A 20,467-nucleotide genomic window follows, 5' to 3' on the forward strand; every position below is an offset into this window, starting at 1 on the left:
CGTGGGCCATTGAATTCTGTTCGCCGTCCTGCTTGTTCAGGCCTGCTTGTTCAACCGTGGGGACTCGGCAGTTGAACAAGATGTTCAGCCCGTCAACAACGCGGAAAAAACCGTGAACTTGACAGAGCCGAGCATTCGACGGGATGGTCGATCCACTCGATTGCCGATCCATCCGAGGAGGTGAATCAGATGAAGACGCTTCGTCAGTGGAACGCTCTGCGCTCGCAGCGAAAGGGCGGTGTCCGCCCGGCCGGTAAGTACTTCAAGTGGGCGGCCTGATCAGGGCGGTCTTGTGGCCTGTGGAGGGTGCTGGCACCCTCCACAGGCCAGGGTTCTCGGCCTCAGGGATATCTGACCGTGGCAATCGAGGTGGGATCAGTGCACAGGTGGAGTTACGAACGTTTTGCCGTCGAGCAGAAGACTTTGAACGGGCTGGTGGATCGTTTTCTGGCCCCGGAAGCATGGCAGAAATCGCACGAACCGCTGACCGGCGAAGAACGCGCCGAACTGCGTGAGACGATCGCCGGACTTCGGCACCCCCAGGTCATCGAAGAACTCTGCGCGATGGCGGCGACCCACCCCCGTGCGGATGTCCGCCTGACGGTTCTCGAAGGTGTCGGGCCGTTCACGGCCACTCTTCCCGCGGCGCGGGAATTCCTGGTCTGGCTGCTCGGCGACGACGAGGACTTCATCGTGTTCTCCGCCGCGAAGATCGCCGGCCGGAACCGCATCGGCGAGGCCTACGAGGAGCTGCTGCACATCACCGGACCGGCCGAGGCCGGCCTGTTCCGCAGCACCAAGCCGGTGGGCATCGGCGCCGCCGTCGTGGCCAAGGCGATGGACGAGATCCTCGGCGCAAAAGACCGCGCGGCCAGGCTGGAGATCGAGCGGGAGCACACCAGGACCGGCCAGTTGCCGCAGGGAACCGCACTGGGCGAACACTGGGACTACGACCCGCAGAACCTGCCCCGTCCCGTTCCCGAGGGCATGGTGCTCGTCCCCGCGTCCGAGTTCGTCGCCGGAATCGGCATGGACGACGTCGTCCATCCGCTCTACGACGTGGACGACGCGGCCCCCCGGCAGACCCGCTACCTGCCCGACTTCCTCATCGACCGGTACCCGGTGACCAACCGGGAGTACGACCAGTGGGCGCAGAGCCCGCAGGCCGCCGAGCACGCGCTGTGCCACCCCGATGAGCCCGAGGACAAGGACCACCGCCGCGGGATCGTCGGCGACGCCCGGTTCGGCCCCGACCACCCCGCGACCGGTGTCGACTGGTTCGACGCCTACGCCTACCTCGCTCACGTCGGCAAGCGGCTGCCGACCGAACTGGAATGGGAGAAGGCCGCACGGGGCGAGAGTGGATCCCTCTATCCGTGGGGCGACGAATTCGACCCGGACGCGCTGCGCTGGTTCGGTGCCTCCTTCGGCGAAGCGCAGAGCCTGGAGCACTGGCGCGACACCCTGAGCACCTTCGACGAGACAACTCCCGCGGTCACCACGGTGCCGGTCGGCTCCCACCCCAGGAACGTCAGCCCCTACGGCGTCGCGGACCTGGTCGGGAACTGCTGGGAATGGACGGACACCAACTTCTTCACCCGTGACCGGATGAAGCCGATGATCTCCGGCAGGCCCCGCACCGAATGGGCGACGGCCGAGGAGACCTCGGTGGTCATCCGGGGTGGCGCGTGGACCTCCATGCGGGAGCAGGTCACGGCGTACTTCCGCGGCAAGGACCTCTTCACGGACCGGCACAACGAGATCGGGTTCCGAGGGGTGATCCGGTGAGTTCGCCGCAGCGCATTCCGCGGTTCCGTTACGACGGCACGGTCACGGCGGAACAACGCGCCTTCTACGAGCAGTACGGGTTCGTCATCTACCGCGGCGTGTTCGACGCGCAGGACGTGGAGGTCATCCAACGCGACGCCGAACGCCTGGAGCGCGACACACTCGACGGGAAAGTACCGGCCGAGCACCGCGACCAGGTGATCAAGCCCTCGTACGATGAGAACGGCCGGGCGACCCTGCACCGGCTGCCCTACTTCACCCTGCACTGCGCGGACACCCGGGAACTGATCGAGCGCCGGAAACTCGATGCGCTCGGCCCCGGCCTGCTGGGAAGCCCGACATGGCGGTTCGAGGACGCCGTCGACGGAGCCGTGTGGCAGATGAAACGGGGCAAGCGAAGCTCCTACAGCGCGCTGGACTGGCACCTCGACTTCCCGCACGACCTCCCGCTGACCCCCCTGGTGAACGTGGGCATCTACCTGGACGACGCCACCGTCCGCAACGGCTGCCTGATCCTCGTGCCCGGATCCCACCGGTATCCGCCGCGGCGACTGGAGACCTTGGGACTTCCGCTCGAAGCCGAGGCGGGCGACGTCATCTGCCACACCTACAACATCCTCCACCACTCCGGCCCGGTGCTCGACGACACCAGCCGGGCGACGCTGTACGTGTACTACTCCGCGGGACAAAAGCCCTCGGCGGGCACGGCGTACAGCCACCGGGCGGGCGAGGATTTCGCCAAGATGATCACCGGAGCGGAGGCCGACGCGCGATGACCACCACCCCGGACGTTCCGTCCGAAGTCCTGCAGATCGCCGCCTGGGCCGACGGGCCCACGGCGGAACGCGACGCCCTGCTCGACGGCTACCTGCGCACCCTGGAGCAGCTCGCCGACCCGCACCTGCTCGAAGAATGCCTCGCGGTCGGCCTGCTGCACGACACGCCCGGGATACGGCGCCAGGCCCTGGCCGCCGCCGTACGGCTCGCCCCGGAACTGGCGGCGGAGGCCGTCGGCTGGGCACTGGCCGACCCGGACGAGACCGTGCGCGGACCCGCACTCGCCTCCCTGGCCACAACACCGGCCCTGCGCTCGGCAGGCGGCCCCTCCGCGCTGCACGCCCTGCTGGCCGTCCTCGGCCGGTCACCGGACCAGATCGCCGCGGGCGTCGGGAACTACGTGACGGTGGCGGACGCGCACGCACTCGCCTCGGCACAGACACTGCTCGCCGACACGGCACTGGCCGGCACGGTCCTGGAGGACCTCCCCGTCCCGCTGTCGGCCGACCGGCTGCCCAGCCGGCTCTCCCCGGACGGGATGCGACACGTCCCGGCCGGACGGCTGCGCCGCGGGACGCACCCCGGCGGGGAACACTCCTTCGGCGACCCGGGCGAGCCCGCGGTGGACGAGGTCACGGTCGAGGGGTTCTACCTGGACACCTGCCCGGTCACCAACGACGAGTACGACGCGTTCGTCGCCGACGTCGGTGCCCAGGGCCACCTGTGGTGCCACCCGGACGAGCCGAGGAACACCGACCACACACGCTCCACCGCCGACGACCCCCGCTGCGCCGGCGACCACCCGGTGACCGGGGTCAGCTGGTACGACGCGGTGGCCTACGCCGCCTGGTGCGGCAAGCGGCTGCCCACCGAGGACGAGTGGGAGCGGGCCGCCCGGGGAGACGACCACCGGCACCACCCCTGGGGTGCCGAGTTCCGGCCCGAGCTGGTGCGGGGCCTGCACTCGGTACTCGGACAGGACGCCGGGACGGTCCTGGACCGCCGGGCGTGGCTGCGCCGGCTCGCGGATCTGTCCTTCGCCGAACTGCCCGCGCTGACCGGTCCGGTGAACCTGCCGGGCGGCGAATCCCCCTTCGGCGTCCGGGACATGTGCGGCAACGTGTGGGAGTGGACGTCCACCCGGTTCCTGGACGGCCTCCCGCTCCAGCCACGCTTCGGCACCATGGACCCGGGCGACCTGTGGGGTGAGTGGTCGGCCGAGGTCAGTGTCCGCGGCGGGGCGTGGAGTTCGCCCCCCGCGCTGCTCACCGCGGTCAGCCGGGCGGGCAAGGCGCTGGTGACCAGGAGCCCGGAGATCGGGTTCCGCTGCGCGGCGAGCGAATCCGAGGTGCCTGTTCGATGACCGCAGTACGGCGAATCCAGCGGGTGCTGCCCGAGGGCTACACCCGCTGTCTCGCCAACCCCGACTTCCGCCGGCTGCAGCCCGGATTTCTGGTCTCCTTCCTCGGCGACGGCATGAGCTTCGTCGGTGTGGCGTGGCTGGCCGTCGAACTGGCCGCTCCGGCCGACCGGTCCCTCGTGGTGGGGCTCGCCGTCGCCGCCTACAGTCTGCCCGCCGCGATCGGCTCCCTCACGCTGGGACGCTGGCTGAGCGGGCGCAACGCCAGGAGCCTGATCCTGGTGAACGCGCTCCTTCGCGGCGCCCTGTTCGCACTGATCCCGGCGTTGTACTGGACGGGGCTGCTGGACACCGCGACCTACATCGCCCTGCTCGCCATCTCCTCGGTCCTGCACGCCTGGGGGATCGCCGGCCGTCAGACGTTCGTCGCCGAGACCCTGCCGGCCAAGGACCGGCTGGCCGGCCACGCGCTGGTGGGCAGCCAGGAACAGCTGTCGTTCATCACCGGACCGCCGCTGGCCGGTCTGGTCACGGTCGCGTTCGGGCCGGCCGCGGTGCTGGCCGCTGACGCGGTCAGCTATCTGTACCTCGCCCTCGTGACGGCCCGGGTGCGCGGCGACGGCACCCTCGAGCGCCGTCCCGCGGTGCCGTTGCGGCGCAGCGGCAGGACCCTCGCCCGCCACCCGGAGCTGATGGGCCTGCTCGCGCTCTCGTTCGTCTTCTACCTGCTGTACGGGCCGATCGAGGTGGCGGTCCCGGTTGTCGTGGCCGAGCGGATGGGCGGGGACCCCACCGCCCTCGGATGGATCTGGGGCGCGTTCGGCGTCGGCGCGGTGATCGGGACCTGGGTCACCGGAACGCTGCGGCGGCTCCCGCTGTGGCCGACCGTACTGGGCATCGTGGCCGGCTGGGGGCTGGCGATCCTCCCCTTCGCCCAGTTCGGCACGCTCGCCGCGGGCATCGCGGGCTTCGGCCTCGGCGGGCTGATCTACGCACCCTACGGACCGGTGACCATCACCCTGCTGCAACAGAAGGCACCCATCGAGGAGTTGGTGAGCCTCAGCGCCTTCCGCAGCGCGATCCTCGTGATCGCGACCCCGCTGGGCGCGGTGCTCGGCGGCCCCCTGGTCGACACGCTCGGCGCGTCGGACACCATCAAACTGTCCGGCCAGACCACCGTCGGCCTCGCCGTCCTCGGCACGGTCCTGATCCTGCTGGTACGACGGCGTCGGCACCGCGGGGAGCGGCAGGAACCGCTCCTGAGCATCGAGCGGCGATAAGCCCTCCCAGGACCTGCGCGACAGACCGGCGCCGTGAGCCACTTCGTCATTCCCAGCGCCAGGGACCCAGACACAAGGAGTTCCGATGAAACTCGGGCAGGAAGAGATGCGCAGCCGGTTCGAGGGCGAGCGGGCCGTCCGGCTGGCCACGGTCGACGAGCGCGGGCGCGCCCATGTCGTGCCCGTCATCTTCGTGGTCGACGGCGACGTCTTCTACTCACCGACCGACAAGCCGAAGAGCGGGAACCCGCGGCCCAAGCGGCTGCGCAACCTCGACCGCGACCAGCGGGTCACGGTCCTGGCCGACTGCTACGACGAGGACTGGCTGAAGGCGTGGTGGGTACGGCTGCGCGGCACCGCCCGGGTGATCGAGGAGGGCCCGGAGCGCACGCGTGCGCTCGGCCTGCTGGACCGGAAGTACGAGTCGTTCGACGGCCCCCGCTACCTCCAGGACGGCGGACCCGTGGTGGCCATCGACATCAAGGACTGGCTCGGCTGGGCGTACAGCGAGCGATCCGCGGAAGCCGGCCGACGGCGCCCGTGGCGCGACCGGTCATGGCTGCGGTCCAGCCGTGCTTGACCGGTGCTGAAGACGGCTTTGCCAGGCTGCGACTCGAGGCGTACTTCGACCCCTCGCCGCTCGGCTCGACAAGGAGGTCGGCTTCCACTACGAGGACGGCGCGCTCGTTGCGGACGGCAGCGAGCCGCCGGCCCGCGTTCCCATGCGCAACGAGCACCGGCCCACCTCCCGCCCCGGACACCGGCTGCCGCACGCCTGGATCACCTCCGGCGGCCGGCGCCTGTCCTGACCCGGTGGCCCGCTGCTGTCGTCTCCTCCGGGTAGACGCGGACCACTTCGATGAAGGGTGGAGCGAGCCCGAGACGCCCGCCTGGCCGTCTCCCTGACCGGACTACACATCGGTGGCATTGTTCGTGATGGCCTGCCAGCGGCTGTGGCGTAGCTGACGCTTTTGCTTATTGATCTTGATGGTGACGTGCTGTTGTTCAGTTGTACTGAGCCGTGTGTTCGCTTTGCGGGGGCGGTCGTTGCGGGGCTGCGGGGTCGGTGACGGGTGGTACGTGGGCTGAGCTGGCTGTTTGGTGTTGCGCAGTGAGCTGGGTGGGGCGGCGGTTGTTGCTCAGTGTGGTTGGCGCGCCTATAGGTACCGGTGCCGGCCGGTTGTGTGAGGGTCGGGGCGGCAAGGGGTGTGGGCCGTTCAGCGGGCGGTGAGGCGTTGGTGGAGCAGGTCGTGGTCGGCGGGTGCGAGGCGGGGCAGTTGGAGGCGGCTGGCGAGGTCGTGGAGGAAGGCGGTCTGCTGGGTGGGTGTCAGGGGTGTGGGGGCAGGCTGGGTGCCGGGTGGGTCCATGCGGGGACGGCTTTGTGCGGGCTGCGGTGAGCGGTGCAGGCGGTGCACGCAGGCAGCGGCTGCACCGCGGGCTGGGCGGGCTGCCAGCGGGCGGTGGCGGCGCGGGCCGTGCCGATGGCGGCGGGCGGGGGCCGGCGGGCCAGGGCGCGGGCGAGGTGTGCGGGCGGGATGCGGGTGAAGCCGGACAGGCGGCGGGCGGCTTCGTTGCTGAGGTGGATTTCGGTGGCGGGCGGGGCGGCGGGGGTGCCGGTGGTGGTGATGTGCAGGCCGTCCAGGAGCTGGGCGGCACTGAGGTGGTAGGCGGCTGCGAGGCGGGTGAGGTAGGAGGCGGTGGCCTCGCGGGGCAGCGGCCTCACGCGCAGTGCGCCGGGCGGGGTGGGCCACATGGTTGCGGCTCGCACGGCGGGGCGGGGCGCGGTGGGGGTGGTCACCGGCTGCCGGGCCGGGCGCGGCGGGCGGAGGTGCGGGGCCGGTAGTGCTCCTCGGCGAGGTGGTCCAGGGCAATGGAGTCCAGCAGTGTTCTGGTGATGCGTTCGCTGCTGTCCAGGATGGCTTCGATGGCGGCCTGGCGGATCAGGCGGGCCAGGCTGCCGATCCGTCCGGCGGTCCGCTCGTGCAGGTAGGGAGCCAGCCTGGGCAGGCTGCCCGGCCGGTGCGCGCTCAGGTCAAGGGCAGCTTCCAGAGCGGCGATCAGTTCGCGGAACGGCTCCCGGCCGCCGGTCCGCGCGGGCAGTGCCCCGCAGTCGATCAGGGAGGCCCGCCCAGCCAGTTGCGCCCCGCGCACCCCGGAGAATACTGCGCTGGCGGTGACGTCGATGCCCGCGTAGACGAACGTGGCGGGGACGCGTTCGGTGAGGTCTTTGAGCCAGTCGGCGGCCTCGGCGCCGGTGGAGGTGCGCGGGTTGAGGCGGTGGATCTCGTCGATCAGCACGAGCTTGACCCCGGCCGCGGTGTAGGTGTGGCAGACAGCCGTGGTGATCTGCGCGGTGGTCATGCGCGTGGTGACGGGGATGCCGAGGTAGCGGGCGAACTCCCCGGCCAGTGTCTTGGCGGTGGCGCCGGGCGGCACCAGCACATAGGCCACCGGCACACTGTCGTCGCCCGGGGCGGCACGGCGGGTGTGGGCGAGGTGGCAGGTCCGGCCGACCTGCAGCAGCGCGGTGGTCTTGCCGGTGGTGGCCGGCCCGGTGACGATCAGTGATGGCCGGGCGGTGATGTGCTGGTGCCGTCCGAGGATCATCAGTGTGCGTACCTGGCGTGCCAGGGTCTCGATGGCCGGGGTGCGCACGGTGACGAACCGCGAGTGGTAGGCCAGGCGCTCCTCCAGCGAGCGCGGTTTCTGGCCGGGCTGCGGCGGCGCGGGCGGGGCGGCGTGGGCGAAGCGGGCGAAGGCATCGAAGGTGGTGACTGCCTGCGCGGACGTTTCCTCGACGGGGGGCGTGGTGTCGGGGCTGGTCACCAGTGCTCGGCCTCCTCGAAGGCGTCGTACAGCGCGAATCGGGCCGGCGCCGGGGGCTCGTCGCCACCGGCGTGGCTGTCGTCATCGACAGGGGTGCGGGCGTCGACGGCGTCGAGACTGTCCTCGGCGTCCTTATTGCCTCCGGTCTGTGCGTCGTCACTGCTGACTCTCACGGTCCTGTCTCGTGAAGTTCTCACCCAGGTGTCATTCTCGATGAGTACCAGGAGCGTCTGTATACAGGGGAAGTGGGGAAATTGCTCCTGACATTGGACGAGAATGGCTGACGCATGGCTATGAGAATTGCCTGTTCAGCTCCACGAGAATCACAATACGAGGGTGGCTGTGACCTGCCTCTTTGCTCTATAGGTGGTCTTCAAGTATGGCCTCCACTCGATTTCGCGCCGGACTGTGGGTGCCGTTCCGCCGCGACGGCTCCCTATCGGCCGGCATGCTGGGCTGGCGGATAGGGATGGCCTCGGCGAACTTGGTCAGGTTGTTGCCGAACCCGCGTTAGCCTCGCGTGCTAGTCCTGCGACGACGAAGATTGGAGTTCCGTGTCCCCCGCTCGCGCGGGCTTTACGAGGCGGAGGCCGGCAGCCGAGAAGATCGGCCTCATGCGCGAGTTACTCCCGCTCGCGCGGGTTCTGCAACGTGGCGGTCACCGTCCTGGACAGGAAGTCTGGGTCACTCCCGCTCGCCGTAGGCGCTACCGGAATGTCGGGCGGGGCGTACGCCCAGATGGCGCGTCACTCCCGATCGCGCGGGCTCTACTATCGGCCGGAGTCACTGGTGTGGCTGGAGGGCGAGGCACTCCCGCTTGCGCGGGCTCTACGTCCTCGAACACACCACCGAAGACTGGTACCACGCGTCACTCCTGCTCGCGCAGGCTCTACGTCCACCTCAACCCCCACAAGGTCCGCCAGATCGAGTCATCCCCGCTCGCGCGGGCTCTAACGGAAGCCGATTGCCTCCCAGAGGGCGGCGATCGAGTCATCCCCGCTTGCGCGGGCTTGATGGGGTGGTGTTGCCAACCGAGTCCCGACTTCGAGGCTACTCCAGCCGTGTGCGGGCTGTGCCCTTGCGTCTGAAGACAGAAGCCAGGGAGCGGAGTTGCTCCCGCTCGCGCGGGATTTACCCCAAGTTCGCCCGGCGCAACGGCTTTGGCCTATGGGTCAGGCCCGCCCATGCGGGCTCTACCGCCATGCGCTACCGCCTGAGCTGCGCGACCGCGCGTCACTCCCGCTCGCGCGGGCTCCAACTTCACCCCGGTTCAGGGACTTGCTCCCGGCCGGTCATTCCTACTTGCGTGGGATCTGCAGCGCGGCGGTCACCGTCCTGGACAGGAAGTCTGGGTCACTCCCGCTCACGCAGGCTCTACCCCAGCGTCGAAGTGAACTTGGAGTATATGGCCGAGTCATTCCCGCTCGCGCGGGCTCTACGGGATCCTTGACCCGGTCGAGGGTGACCCGCAGGAGTCATTCCCGCTTGCGCGGGCTCTACCCTCCTTGGCCTGGGTAATCTGGGGCACTTTTCCGTCATTTGCTCGCGACCGGCAAAGGAAATGATGCCACATCTGAGGTTGAGCCCGTAGGAGATGTACGGGTGGAGCGTGGATTGTAGTGGACGCGAGGCTGGTTGCTCCGATTTTGCGTGATCATATTGTTGTGGGTTCGGGGAGACGGCAGCGTGTGGAGATGGGAGCTGCTGAGGATGCCCGGTACGACGGTATTAACCGTCGTCCCTGCGGGAAGTTCGATCGTGCGACGCTGAGGGTGTATTCGCTGCTGTTCCACTTGATCGATGTGGGTGTGGTGGCCGCGGTGCTGTGGGACCGGTTCCTGACCCCGAGCCAACGTAAGGTCATCGGCGCCGGGCACAACGTCTCGCAGGAGCATGCGCGTTCACTGGTGTCTTTCCTGGCCGCCATGCACGACATCGGAAAGCTGATTCCGAGTTGGCAGTCCTTTGAGTCCTCAGTACGCATAAGGCTGGGGGAGGACCTGCTGGCGGACATGGGGCCAGTGGTGCACGTGCCGCACGCGCGCGCGTCAATGCATGCGGGGCTGCATCTGCTGGGCGAGCTGGGATTCGCCGTCGGCGGCAACGACAGTCCCGCCGTCCGTGCTGCTCAGTCTTTGGGCGGGCACCACGGCCGGTTCCTGCAACTCGACGTGGACGGGGCGGCATCCGCCCACCGGGTGCAGGCCACCCTAGGTGGGCCGGTGTGGCAGGACCTGCGCCGCCGCTACACCCGGCTGCTGTGGCACCTGTTCGGTGTCGACGAGGCTCCGGATCGGATGTCGGTCGAGGCCGCAGTGCTGAGCACGGGTCTGACGATGGTGGCCGACCGGGTCGCGAGCCAGCGCCGCTATTGGGTGCCCAACGCGGACACTCCGTCCTTCGGGGCTGCCGAGCACTACAGTCACGCCCGCCAGCAGGCCGAGGAGGAGGTCGAGCGGCTTGGCCTTACACGCTTCGCATTGGACCGGGTCCCGTTCACCACCGCCCACCCGGGACTTGAGGAACCCAACGCTCTTCAGGCTTCCGTGATAGAGGAGTTGCCGCGGCTGGTCGCCGAGCGGGGGAGTGGCATCGCGGTGGTCACCGATGCCATGGGGGCGGGAAAGAGCGTGACCGCCCTGGAGATGGCGCGGATCTTCAACGAGCACTGTGGCACTCAGGGGGTGATGTGGCTGCTCCCGGCCACGGCCGCCGCCGACCAGGCCTACGAGGTCCTGGACCGGTACGTGCGCGCCCACCGGCCCGAGTACGCTCCCGTGACGCTGGTGCACCACCACAGCGACCTCAACGAGGCCTACACCGGCCGAAGCCTGGCCCCGGCGGACATGTCCGTTCTGGACGGACCACCCGACACCCCGTTCACCGACGGCCCGGACGATTTTGCGGCCGGCGACGAGACAGAGTCCGGCCCAGGCACCGCCGGTCCTGACCGATGGCTGCGGGGAGCGGACAACGCGCTCTTGGCCCAGTACACCGTCTCCACCACCGACCAGGCGCAGATGGCTGTCCTGCCCGTCCGCTACAGTGCGCTGCGCATGCTGGCCCTGTCGGGCAAGACCGTCGTGGTCGACGAAGCCCACGCGCTGGACCCGTTCAGCCAGCTCCAGTTGCTGCGCCTGCTGCACTGGCTGGGAGCCCTGAACTGCCCGGTTGTCCTGCTGTCGGCGACGATGCCTGCGTCCACCGCCACCGAGCTGGTACGGGCCTACCTGTCCGGAGCCGGCCAAACTGGTCTCCACGGCGCCTCGTTCGCCCCCCGCTACCCCGGGTGGCTGTTCGCGGACGCGGCAACCGCCACCGCCCACCGCATGTCCGAACCGGCCCAGGACCGGCAAAGGGCCGCCCAGCGCAGGACCGCTCACATCCGCACCCGACCGGTCACTTACCGGCGCCTGGAACAGGCCGGCCGCACCGTCGACCCGGGGGAGCGCCTGGACGTGATCGCAGACACGCTCCAGCCGGTGACCCGCCACGGCGGATGCGCGGCCGTGGTGTGCGCGACCGTCGCCGACGCGCAGGACACCTACCAGTACCTGCGCCGCACATGGACCGGCCCACCGCACGACCTGGTCCTCGTCCACGCCCGGGTCCGGGGGTGGCGACGGCAGAGCACGCTGCGGGACCTCCGGACCCGGCTGGGGCCCGCCGGTCCGCGCCCGGCGCGCCTTGTCTTCGTCACCACCAGCCTCCTCGACATGAGCCTGGACCTTGATGTCGACCTGATGGTCAGCGATCTCGCTTCTCTGGCACGCCTGTTGCAGCGCCTGGGGCGCCTGGGCCGCTTCACCCGTCTGTGGGCCGGGCAGGACCGCCACCCCGCCTGGTGGGACCGTGACAACAGCCCGACGCTGACGGTGCTGAACCCGGTCAACTCACGCGGCGCGACCGCTCTGCCGCCCGGATGGGGCACGGTCGAGCCCGCCGTCACCCTCCACGAAACCGCCCGGCTCCTCCTCACCCTGGAGAAAGAACCCCTCGTCATACCCGACGACGTCCAGGCCCTCGTCGAGCAGGTCCACGGTGTCACCTCCGGTTTCGCGGGGGAAACGACGCGTCTGCGGCAGATGGCCGCCACCCACCAGACCCGCACCCGTGGTCAGCAGCAGCTCAGCGCGATCCACCTGGCGCCCCCAGCGATACGGGTCTCTTCCCTGGCCGACCTGCACCGTCAGCACCTGACCACCGCCCAGGCGGCCACCCGGCCCGGCATTCTGCCCCGCCGCCTGCTGCCCTGCTACCGCAGCCCCGACGGCACCCTGACTCTCGACGCAGCCGGCCTTCTCCCGCTCCCGGACCAGGAACACCTCAGCCGAAGCCACCTGCGCAGCATCCTGGAACACACAGTGCCTGTCCCGGCCGCCTGGGTCACCCGTGCTTCCGCCCAGCACCAGCCGCCCGAAAGCTGGAAGCAGCATCCTCTTCTCGCTGACACCGTGCTGCTGCCCACTGATTCTTCAACACGGGAGAGTGAACAGCGTTTCGGCCATCACTGGCTCCGCATGGACGAAGAACTCGGCCTCCTTCACCGCAAAGACCATCAATGATCACTGCACGTAATACTCGGGGCTGAAAGCATCACGCCACCCTTCGATAGTCGGATTTTCTCACCGGTCGCGAAGCGCTGTGGCGACATGATTCGCTGTGCCGCATATCACCGAACGCCCGGTCGCTCATCGCACACCGTTCCGCCCCACAAGGGCGCTGCGATGTCCCCTGCACAGCACCGGCCGCGGCTGGCCAGCCCGGCCGCCGCGTTGCCCCGCAGCAGCAAACCAGCCGAGAACATGCCCTGGCCCCGGCGGCCCGCACGCCTCCTCGCGGTCCTCCCTCTTTCCGGAAGACACCCCCTTGCCCTCGTTATCCCCGCCCGCCACGTTCAGCGCAGCCGACAGCCCCTGGATCGACGTCCGCGCCGGTCACCAGTACGACCAAGTAGGCCTGCGGGCCCTGTTCCTGGACGCCCACCGCATCGACGATCTCGCCCTGCCCCACCCGCCGGCAGCCTCAGCGCTGCTGCGTGTCGCGGTCGCCATCACCGCCCGGATCACCGGCCTGGACGACCCCGAACTCACAGCCTCTCAGTGGAACGCTCTGCGCCGCCGCTGCCTGGTCCAGGGCCGCTTCGACCCGGACGCCGTCCACGCCTACTTCGACCAGCACGGCTGGGACGTCTTCGACCAGGCCAGGCCCTGGCTCCAGGACATTTCGCTGCGCACCCAGTGCCCCCACAGCACCGGCATCAACGTCTTCGTGCCCGGGCGTCCCGCCGGCAACAACCTGTCCTGGTTCAGCTCGCACAGCCACCACACCGCCGAACCCGTTCCCACCGCCGAGGCCCTGCAGATCCTGCTCATCCACCACTACTACGGGCGTTCCGGCAAAGGCACCCCCCGCACTCTGGACGGTGCCACCAGCATGAAGCAGACCAGCGGGCCCCTGCGCTCCAGCGTCTCCTTCCACCCCCTGGGCCGCACCCTGCACGAAACGCTCCTCACCGGTGTCCCCGCCTTCACCGGCGACGAGCAGCCACCCGGCGCCGACGCCTGCCCGTGGGAAGAACCCGCCCCGCCCGACCCGGGGGTGTCACCCCGCACGCCGACCTGGCCCGGCCGGCAACTGACCGGACTGAGCCGGCACGCGATCCTCCTCGTGCCGAGCCAGGGCGGCACCACCGTCACCGACGCCTACATCACCTGGGCCACCCAGCAGCCCAAGCAGATCACCACCGACCCCTACCTCGCCTACCGCTTCATCCCCGAACGCAAGAACGTCGCCCGGCGCCGCACCGTCCGCCGCGCCGACGCGTCCCGCGCCTGGTGGCGCGACCTGGAGACACTGCTCCTGGCTCCGGATGAACACGGCACGCACCGCCGGCCGGCCATCTTCGATACCCTCAACGACCTTCCCGAACCCGTGCGGCGCAGCCTGCGGATCCGCGTCCACGGATTCGACCAGGACGGCAAGGTCATCGACCGGCAGTGGTACACCGCCCTCACCCGGCCCCTGCTGAACTGGACCCAGGAACACGACCCGGTCAAAGCCCAGCGCATCGCTGAGTGCTGCCGTGAGGCCGAACACGCAGCGCACCGGCTGGCGACCGTCGCCAAACAGGCCTGGGACACCGTCACCCGCAGCCGCACCACGCAGCCCCCCTGGGCGGGCAAGGCTCTGACCCGGTACTGGCCGAGGGCCGAGACGGTGTTCTGGCGGCTTCTGGACGAGCCCGGCACCGGGGCACCCACCGCCTTCGCGGCCGCGGCCGCGGCCGCCCTGCGCGAGGTCACCGAAGCCGCCCGGATCCGTCACGCCTCCGCGGGCCGCGCCGTGGCCCATGCCATCAGGGACCTCTACCGCCAGCCCTTGACACCCCGGAAGGCTGCCTGATGCCCACCGCAGCCGAACACCGCGCCTCCTGCGACGCGTTCGTCGCCCACGTCCACATCCTGTGCACCGAGCCCGGCGTCCGCGTCCGCCTCAGCAGAGGGAGGGGCCGGCCCGTCGAGGAATGCGCCCCCATGGACCGCTACCTGGCCCGGCGCACCGCACACCGCACCGGGCGCCGCGCCTACTACACCGTCGCGAGCCTCATCGCGACAGCCGGGCCCCAGGCCCACACCCCGGGCGTGCGCCCCGACCCGGACGACGACGCCGGCCTCACGACCCTGGGAGACGATCCTGAAGTCCGCCTCGTCGCCCCCGTCGAACCAGCCCCCGCGTCATCGCCGCCGGATCCGGCGGCCTGGTTCGCCAGGCCGAACTTCGGCGCCACCCTCGCCACCGCCGTACACCGAGCCGGCCACGGAGCGGAGCGCACCGAGGATCTCCTGAGCGTCCTGACCCGCCTCAGCGACGACCAGTTGCACCGCCGCCTGTCCGCACCTGTCACACAGCTGCTGAAGGACGGCATCACCCCCGACTGGGGTGTCCTCCTCCATGACCTGGTGCAACGCCCCCACCAGCGTGACCAGGTCGGATTGCGCTGGCGCGACGCCTTCTACCTCGCCACCCCCGAACCCCGGCGCTCCTGACACCTCCGCCCCAACCGGCCCCGCCCCTCCGGGCGGACGCTCCCCACCGGGACCATCCCGGTGCAGGCCGCCCGGCGGTCCACGCCGAGGAACCGTCCGGTGCCCCTCCAGCCCCGCCCGACCGCCCAGGCCGCCCAACCCCCAGACCGGCCGGCACCACACAGACCGGTCCCGGCCCTTCACGCACCCCACGGCACCCCCGTACCCCGCGGGCCGTATCAGCGCCATGCCCGCCACCCCAGTGAAAGAAGCACACCCATGTACACCCCGGCACGATTTCTCGACCTGCACATCCTCCACCCCGTGACCGCGGCGAACCTCAACCGCGACGCGGACGGCGACCCCAAGACCATCTCCTTCGGGAACGCGATCCGGGCCCTCGTCTCGCCACAGGCATGGAAGCGCCCCATCCGCCTCAACGTCGAACAGGACCTGGGCGAGCACGCCGCCCGCACCCGCATGGTGCCGCCTCTCGTCGCCCGGAAACTGCAGGAAGCCCAGTGGCCCGAGGACCTCGCCGCGTTCGCCTCGGCGCAGATCGTCCACTCGGCCAAGAAGGGCGGCCTGAAGCACAACGAGAAGGAGGGCTACCGCACCCAGGCCATGCTCTACCTCCCCACGGACGTCATCGACGACATTGTCGCCCTGTGCGAAAAGCACCGCACCGAACTCGAAGAAGCTTTCGCCGACCACACCCCCAAGAAGAAGATCGACGCGGTCCTGCCCGCCAAAGACCTCGCCGCGCACCTCACTCGCCGCACCGCGAGCATCAACCTGTTCGGGCGGATGCTCGCCGAGCTGTCCGCCGGCCACGTCGAAGCAGCCGTACAGATGGCCCCCGCCTTCTCCGTGCACCAAAGTGACCCGCAGCCAGACTTCTTCACGACAGTGGAAGACCTGCCCCAGGACGGAGACCCCGGCAGCGCCCATCTCCAGACCGCGTTCCTGACCACCAGCCTCTTCTACCGCTTCGCGACCATCAACATCACCGACCTCCACCACAACCTCGGATCCGGCGCCCCCGCCGACACGGTCAACAACCTCGTCGAGCTCTTCGTCCGGCACTTCATCCTGAGCATGCCGGGCGGCAAGAAAACGTCCACCGCACCGCACACCGTCCCCGACCTCGTCTATTACGCCGTCCGCGACCGCCGCTCCGTGTCCTACGGCGCCGCCTTCGAACAGCCAGTCAAAGCCGCCCCTCAAGGCGGCTACACCGCCCCCGCCCGCCAGACGCTCACCGACTACGCCGCCACCATCACCCGCCTGCTCGGCACCCGCCACCTCGTCGCCCACGGACATACCGGCACCTCCGCCAAGCCCATCAAGGACCTCGGCACCCACCACACGTCCTTCGATGACCTCGCCGCCGCCTGCGCCACCGCCGCTCTCACCCCCGCAGACCGGCCGTGACCGGCCTTGTCCTGCGCCTGGCAGGCCTGCTGCAGTCCTCCGGCGAACGCGGCGTCTTCCACTACCGCGACACGTGCGCCTTCCCCACCCGCTCCTCACTCATCGGCATGTTCGCCGCGGCCCAGGGCCGCCCCCGCGAACACGCCCTCGCCCCCTACCCCCACCTGCAGGTACCGGGCGACACCACCTCCCCGAGCCACCGCGACCTGACCCTCACCATCCGCATCGACCAGCCCGGCACCCTGTACCGCGACTTCCACACCGTCGGCGGCGGCCACCCCAAAGACCAGAGCCTCCTTACCGGTGACGGCACCCGGCGCAAGCTCACCGCCTCCACACTCGTCTCCCACCGCGACTACCTCACCGGCGCCGTCTTCACCGTCGCCGTCGAAGGCCCCGAACTCCTCATCAGCCACATCGCCGAAACCCTCGAACGGCCCCGCTTCGGACTGTTCCTCGGCCGCCGCGTCTGCCTGCCCGACGAACCCCTCGTCCTCAACGCAGGCACCCCCGACCCCGTCGACGAACTCCTCACCCGCACCCCCCTCACCCGTAACCCGCCCCCCGGCCCCACCGACACCCATGTGCCCACCACGTTCGTCTGGGAACACCCGCCCCCCGGAACCGACCCCACCACCCCACCCGACCGCGAAAGCACCAGCGAACCCACCAACCTCACCCGCCATGCCCGACGCCACCTGCCACGCCCCCTGTGGATGACCACCGAGCACCTGCCCGCCCACCTCTGCACAGGACCCCGACCGATCGACGCCCTCACCACGTACGTGCACGGAGAACCCGCATGACCAGCCTCACCCGCATCACCATCGACCCCCACCACCCAGCGGCCAGAGCCGACCTCGCCGACGTCAACAGCCTCCACAAGACCCTCATGCGCATGGTCCCCGACCAGGCTGGCCCCACCCCCCGGGCCACAGGCGGCCTGCTCTTCCGCGCAGAACCCGGACCCACTCTTCTCGTGCAAACAGCCCACACACCCGACCTCACCGCCCTGCCCACCAGCTACGGCACAGCCCGCACCCTCGACCTCACCCCCCTGCTGAACTCCCTCATCCCCGGGCGCACCATGCGCTACCGCATCACCGCCGCCCCCACCACCGCACTCTCCGCAGGCAACCCCACCCGCCACCCCGTCACCGGGAAACGCCGCGGCAAAATCACCCACCTCACCGGCGACGACGCCATCGCCTGGTGGCAACGCCGCGCCACAGACGCCGGACTCGAACCCCTCACCATCTCCTCCCTCCCCAGGCCCTTTCCCCGCACCCACCTCGCACGATCGGCCCCCTACTTCAAGCTGACCCAGTTCGACGGCTTCGCCTGCATCACCGACACCGGCCTCCTCACCCACGCACTGAAGAACGGCATCGGCAGGGCAAAGACCTACGGAGCCGGCCTTCTCTCACTCGTCCCCGCCTGACCCCAACCAGAAATCACATCCGTCATGCCAAAAATCCCTGACCAGAACGCCCTGCGCGCTGCCGCCATCCACCGGCTCTACACCCTCGAGCAGTCAGAACGGCTCACCCGCTCCCGGCTCATCGGTGTTGCCGACGCCTTCGGCGTCGCCCCCCGCACCGTCGACCGCTGGCTCGCCAACGCCCGCGCCAACAACGGCACCTACCAACCCCAAAACCGCCCCTGCTTCGTCCTCACCCCGCTCATGCTCGACGCGGTTGCCCGCTGGCGCGGCAACGCCACCGCCGCATGGAGGGAACTACGCGCCGACGGCCACCTCGTCCCGTCCCTGCCCACCTTCCACCGCGCCGCGAACAGAGCCCTCACACCCGGAATACGCGCCGGCCTCCGCGGCGGCGAAAAGGCCCGCCGAGGCTATGACGTGTCCGGTGAACGCGACCGCCACCACCGCAACTACGCCTGGGAAACCGACCACGTCGAAGCCAGCGTCAAAGTCCGCATCGACGGCCACATCCGCAAACCATGGATCACCTTCTTCGTCGACTGCGCCACCTCAGCCATCTGCGGACTCGCCATCAGCCCGCAACGCCCCAGCCGCGAAGGCGTCCTCGTCGCCATCCGCGACGCCGTCCTCATCGACGAACACCACGGGCCGTTCGGCGGCATCCCCACGTACGTGCGCGTCGACGGCGGCAGAGAATTCCTGTGCGCCACAGTCAAGGAAGCACTCGGCGTCCTGGGATCCGAAATCATCGCCCTGCCCCCCTTCAGCCCCGAGGGCAAAGGCAACGTCGAAGCAGTCAACGGAGCCATCAAAAAGACACTGTTCGCCGGCATGCCCGGCTACACCCACGCCCCCACCCTCCTCGGCGGAAAACCCGTCGACCCCGACCAACCACTGCTCCACTTCGAAGCGTTCGTCGGCCGGGTCCTCGAATGGGTCCACCGCTGGAACCACGAGAACACCCCCAGAAGCCTGAAAGGCAAGACTCCCCGCCAAGCGTGGGACGCCGACCCCGCACTCATCGACACCGTCACCGCCGAAGACCTCCACACCTACACCCTCGAACGCCACGGCAAGCCCCTGACCATCAACAACGGTGGCGTCCGCTGGCACAAACGCAACTACATCGCCGACTGGATGCACGGCCGCGTCGGCGAAAAGGTAGACCTGCGCTACCTCCCCCACCACGACCACCGCATCGAGCTCTACGACCCGCAAACCGGCCGCCACCTCGGCGCCGCCGTCATGGCCGGACAAGCGACCCGTGAACAGACACTCAGCCTCAAACGAGCCCGGCGACGCGAAGCCGACCGCCTGCGCGCCCAGCTGAAGAAGGCCGAAAAGAACCGCAACACCCGCTACGCAGCCGCAACCCGCCCTGCCCCGCCCGTGCCCCTGGACGTGATGCCCGAGGAAGAGGCCATCGAGCACCTGCGGGCCCTCGACGGCTTCGACCCGGCAGCAGAGGCACTGCCCGACCTCATCCAACTGCCCGAACCAGACGCCGCATGGACCCTTCCCCTCAACCCCAACACCGCACGCCCACCCCAGCCGCCGACACCCCCCGAGGACCAGCCGTGAGCACCCCCACGACCTCGCCCCGCCCCAGCCAGCTCCCCCCACCCAGCCAGGACCACTATCTGGGTCTCACCGGAGCCAACGCCATGGCCACCAAAGCCGTAGCCGAAACCGAAGCCCGCATCCTCAAGGCCATCAAGCACAACGCCATGGTCTGCATCCACGGACACGTCGGCCTCGGTAAAACCTTCGCCGTCCACACCGTCCTACGCCGCCGCGCCCCCGAAACCACCGTCCGGCTGCGCTACAACAACGGCGCCAACATGAACGAAATCCGAACCCAGCTCTGGCGCCGTCTCGACCTGCCGGGAGAACCACCGCAGTCCGTCGGTCCCTGCGACCAGCAGATCCAAGACGCACTCGAAGCAGAGCCACGCGTCCTGCTCATCGATGAAGTGCAAGGACTCGGGACGAAGGCATTGGAATACTTCCGCAACCTGTGGGGCGACGACGCCCGCCGAGCGGCCGTCATCTTCGTCGGCAGCGGCAACGCCCGGCAGAAGATCCTCAACAACCCGGCCCTGCACTCCCGAATCCTCGACTGGTATCAGTTCAGCCCCCTCACGCCGACCGAAGTCCAGGCCGTCATTCCCGCCTACCAGCAGACCTGGGCCGGTACGCAGCCCGAACTGATCCTCTATGCCGATGACATGGCCGGCCACGGATCGTTTCGGAACTGGGCAAGAATCACCGTCCTCCTCCACGACGCACTCGAGGAGAACCCCGACCTCGCCCTCAGCAAGGACCTCATCCGCTGGGTACTCAGCCGCATCGACCCCACCACCCGCCACACGCCGTAACGCAGCTGACCGAACCGCCCGGCGGTGCGTGCACGTCCAGCTCAAGGCCCCGATCGTTCTCGTTTGGGACTGTGAGAATGGCGGTGCCGGTCCGAACACGGTCTGAGACTGTTCCTCGCGACGCCCGGTTCGTTCTTTGCAGGAGCGGCGAT

At 69.4% G+C, this 20,467-nt stretch carries 16 protein-coding genes; 13 read left to right on the plus strand and 3 right to left on the minus strand.

What is annotated here, in order from left to right:
• Nucleotides 1-435 precede the first annotated feature (435 nt).
• From OG485_RS43355 to OG485_RS43375, 5 genes are all read left to right on the plus strand, one after another.
• On the plus strand, nucleotides 436-1,788 hold the full coding sequence (locus OG485_RS43355) for a formylglycine-generating enzyme family protein (protein ID WP_328663340.1): 1,353 nt from the start codon (nucleotides 436-438) through the stop codon (nucleotides 1,786-1,788).
• Nucleotides 1,785-2,564: a phytanoyl-CoA dioxygenase family protein gene (locus OG485_RS43360; protein WP_328663339.1), complete on the plus strand. Its 780-nt coding sequence runs from the start codon at nucleotides 1,785-1,787 to the stop codon at nucleotides 2,562-2,564. Before OG485_RS43355 ends, OG485_RS43360 begins: the two co-directional genes overlap by 4 nt.
• Complete coding sequence (locus OG485_RS43365) at nucleotides 2,561-3,928, plus strand: SUMF1/EgtB/PvdO family nonheme iron enzyme (RefSeq protein ID WP_328663337.1); 1,368 nt, start codon at nucleotides 2,561-2,563, stop codon at nucleotides 3,926-3,928. The genes OG485_RS43360 and OG485_RS43365 overlap by 4 nt, the downstream gene beginning before the upstream one ends.
• Nucleotides 3,925-5,205 carry an MFS transporter gene (locus tag OG485_RS43370; RefSeq protein ID WP_326782937.1) on the plus strand — a complete coding sequence of 427 codons (1,281 nt, stop codon included), beginning with the start codon at nucleotides 3,925-3,927 and terminating at the stop codon, nucleotides 5,203-5,205. The genes OG485_RS43365 and OG485_RS43370 overlap by 4 nt, the downstream gene beginning before the upstream one ends.
• Nucleotides 5,206-5,290: 85 nt before the next feature.
• Nucleotides 5,291-5,785 carry a TIGR03668 family PPOX class F420-dependent oxidoreductase gene (locus tag OG485_RS43375; protein WP_328663328.1) on the plus strand — a complete coding sequence of 165 codons (495 nt, stop codon included), beginning with the start codon at nucleotides 5,291-5,293 and terminating at the stop codon, nucleotides 5,783-5,785.
• 747 nt (nucleotides 5,786-6,532) lie between these two features.
• Here OG485_RS43375 and OG485_RS43380 read toward each other — a convergent pair.
• From OG485_RS43380 to OG485_RS43390, 3 genes are read right to left on the minus strand one after another with little or no spacing between them, the layout of a single operon-like run.
• A complete protein-coding gene (locus OG485_RS43380; protein WP_328674188.1) occupies nucleotides 6,533-7,003 on the minus strand; it encodes a TniQ family protein in 471 nt (156 codons plus the stop codon).
• On the minus strand, nucleotides 7,000-8,031 hold the full coding sequence (locus OG485_RS43385) for a TniB family NTP-binding protein (protein WP_328663325.1): 1,032 nt from the start codon (nucleotides 8,029-8,031) through the stop codon (nucleotides 7,000-7,002). The genes OG485_RS43380 and OG485_RS43385 overlap by 4 nt, the downstream gene beginning before the upstream one ends.
• Nucleotides 8,028-8,204: a hypothetical protein gene (locus tag OG485_RS43390; protein WP_328663323.1), complete on the minus strand. Its 177-nt coding sequence runs from the start codon at nucleotides 8,202-8,204 to the stop codon at nucleotides 8,028-8,030. The genes OG485_RS43385 and OG485_RS43390 overlap by 4 nt, the downstream gene beginning before the upstream one ends.
• 1,521 nt (nucleotides 8,205-9,725) lie before the next feature.
• Between OG485_RS43390 and OG485_RS43395 the strand changes: the two genes are divergently transcribed.
• The 8 genes from OG485_RS43395 to OG485_RS43430 all read left to right on the plus strand — a co-directional run bounded on the left by OG485_RS43395 (nucleotide 9,726) and on the right by OG485_RS43430 (nucleotide 20,315).
• Nucleotides 9,726-12,596, plus strand: a complete 2,871-nt coding sequence (locus tag OG485_RS43395; protein WP_328663322.1) for a CRISPR-associated endonuclease Cas3'' — start codon at nucleotides 9,726-9,728, stop codon at nucleotides 12,594-12,596.
• Between the two features lie 304 nt (nucleotides 12,597-12,900).
• On the plus strand, nucleotides 12,901-14,436 hold the full coding sequence (gene casA / locus OG485_RS43400; protein WP_328663320.1) for a type I-E CRISPR-associated protein Cse1/CasA: 1,536 nt from the start codon (nucleotides 12,901-12,903) through the stop codon (nucleotides 14,434-14,436).
• Nucleotides 14,436-15,080 (plus strand): type I-E CRISPR-associated protein Cse2/CasB, encoded by a 645-nt coding sequence (gene casB, locus OG485_RS43405; RefSeq protein ID WP_328663318.1) that lies wholly within the window; start codon nucleotides 14,436-14,438, stop codon nucleotides 15,078-15,080. The genes casA and casB overlap by 1 nt, the downstream gene beginning before the upstream one ends.
• A gap of 258 nt (nucleotides 15,081-15,338) precedes the next feature.
• The gene (gene cas7e / locus OG485_RS43410) at nucleotides 15,339-16,493 is read left to right on the plus strand and encodes a type I-E CRISPR-associated protein Cas7/Cse4/CasC (RefSeq protein ID WP_328663315.1); all 1,155 of its coding nucleotides are present in this window, start codon (nucleotides 15,339-15,341) and stop codon (nucleotides 16,491-16,493) included.
• Nucleotides 16,490-17,299, plus strand: a complete 810-nt coding sequence (gene cas5e, locus OG485_RS43415; RefSeq protein WP_328663314.1) for a type I-E CRISPR-associated protein Cas5/CasD — start codon at nucleotides 16,490-16,492, stop codon at nucleotides 17,297-17,299. Before cas7e ends, cas5e begins: the two co-directional genes overlap by 4 nt.
• A complete protein-coding gene (cas6e, locus tag OG485_RS43420) occupies nucleotides 17,296-17,934 on the plus strand; it encodes a type I-E CRISPR-associated protein Cas6/Cse3/CasE (protein WP_328663312.1) in 639 nt (212 codons plus the stop codon). The genes cas5e and cas6e overlap by 4 nt, the downstream gene beginning before the upstream one ends.
• 24 nt (nucleotides 17,935-17,958) lie before the next feature.
• Nucleotides 17,959-19,518, plus strand: coding sequence for a Mu transposase C-terminal domain-containing protein (locus OG485_RS43425; RefSeq protein ID WP_328663310.1), 1,560 nt, complete (start codon nucleotides 17,959-17,961; stop codon nucleotides 19,516-19,518).
• Between the two features lie 83 nt (nucleotides 19,519-19,601).
• Nucleotides 19,602-20,315: an ATP-binding protein gene (locus tag OG485_RS43430; RefSeq protein WP_328663308.1), complete on the plus strand. Its 714-nt coding sequence runs from the start codon at nucleotides 19,602-19,604 to the stop codon at nucleotides 20,313-20,315.
• Nucleotides 20,316-20,467: the final 152 nt, after the last annotated feature.

The organism is Streptomyces sp. NBC_00328 (assembly GCF_036139655.1).
Lineage (GTDB): Bacteria > Actinomycetota > Actinomycetes > Streptomycetales > Streptomycetaceae > Streptomyces.